This window comes from Devosia sp. 63-57, from assembly GCF_001899045.1.
Classification (GTDB): Bacteria; Pseudomonadota; Alphaproteobacteria; order Rhizobiales; family Devosiaceae; genus Devosia; species Devosia equisanguinis.
In genome coordinates this window covers 1-1,045 of the sequence record NZ_MKUY01000007.1, presented here as the reverse complement: position 1 = coordinate 1,045, position 1,045 = coordinate 1, and the positions used below count along the sequence as shown (strand labels likewise).

Annotated in this window: 1 protein-coding gene and 1 pseudogene; both read right to left on the bottom strand. The window is 66.6% G+C overall.

Annotated features, from left to right (window positions below; translation table 11 throughout):
- Positions 1–123 precede the first annotated feature (123 nt).
- Positions 124–858 carry an IS21-like element helper ATPase IstB gene (gene istB, locus BGO80_RS19385; protein ID WP_286723114.1) on the bottom strand — a complete coding sequence of 245 codons (735 nt, stop codon included), beginning with the start codon at positions 856–858 and terminating at the stop codon, positions 124–126.
- A pseudogene (locus BGO80_RS19380) lies at positions 858–1,045 on the bottom strand (IS21 family transposase); the annotation flags it as partial. The pseudogene BGO80_RS19380 and the gene istB, both read right to left, overlap by 1 nt.

Genomic DNA, 1,045 nt, shown 5'->3' with positions numbered 1-1,045 from the left:
ATGGGGACCCTGGATCGGCGTGCAAACGGGACCCCTTTTGGGGCACGACGGTAAGCGCCCGACCGGGTGGAGCTGGTCGGGGTTGCGCAGCCCGGTCGGGCGCGTTGTTTAGGCTCCCCGGCTTTAGTTTTGAGAGCGGTTCTTGAAGCGCCAGGATTCGTTGCCGGTCTCGATGATCTCGCAGTGGTGTGTGAGGCGGTCGAGCAGTGCCGTGGTCATCTTGGCGTCGCCGAAGACGGCTGGCCACTCGCCGAAGGCGAGGTTGGTGGTGACGATGATCGAGGTCCGTTCGTAGAGCCGGCTGATCAGGTGGAAGAGCAGTTGCCCGCCAGCCTGGGCGAAGGGAAGATAGCCGAGCTCGTCGAGCACGGCGAAGTCGAGCCGGGTCAAGTAATCGGCGATGCGTCCCTGCTTGCCGGCGCGATGCTCGGTCTCGAGGCGGTTGACCAGATCGACGACGTTGAAGAAGCGGCCGCGGGCGCCACTGCGGATGAGTGCGCGGGCGATCGCGATGGCCAGATGCGACTTGCCGGTTCCGGTGCCGCCGATGAGGACGGCGTTGCGCTGGTCGGCAATGAAGGCACCGGTGGCGAGGTCGCGGACCAGGGCCTCGTTGACGGGCGTGTCGGCGAAGTCGAAGTCGTCGATGTCCTTGGCCAGCGGCAGCTTGGCGACGGTGAGTTGGTATTTGATGGACCGGGCCTGCTTCTCGGCGATCTCGGCCGACAGCAGGTCGCCGACGACCCTCGGCGGCTCGTGCTGGCGCTTGATGGCGGTGGCCATGATCTCGTCGTAAGCGCCGCGCATGCCGTAGAGCTTCAACGTCCCCATCAGGTCCAGAACCTGGGTGCGTTCCATCAGCTTGCCCTCCTGAGGCTGTCGTAGCGAGCGCAGTCGGCCTGCGGCTCGTGAGCCAGGCGAAGCGCATCCGGGGTGAGGATGGTGACGGCCGGCGCCGGATCGCGCCGGCGGGCCAGGATGTTGAGGATGACGGCGGACGAGCAGACGTTCTCGGCGAGCGCCTGCTGGCAGGCAGCCTCGACGG

What these genes read in the sequence shown, in the direction of transcription:
- istB (WP_286723114.1), bottom strand. Translation starts at nt 858, where the DNA reads ATGGAACGCACCCAGGTTCTGGACCTGATGGGGACGTTGAAGCTCTAC.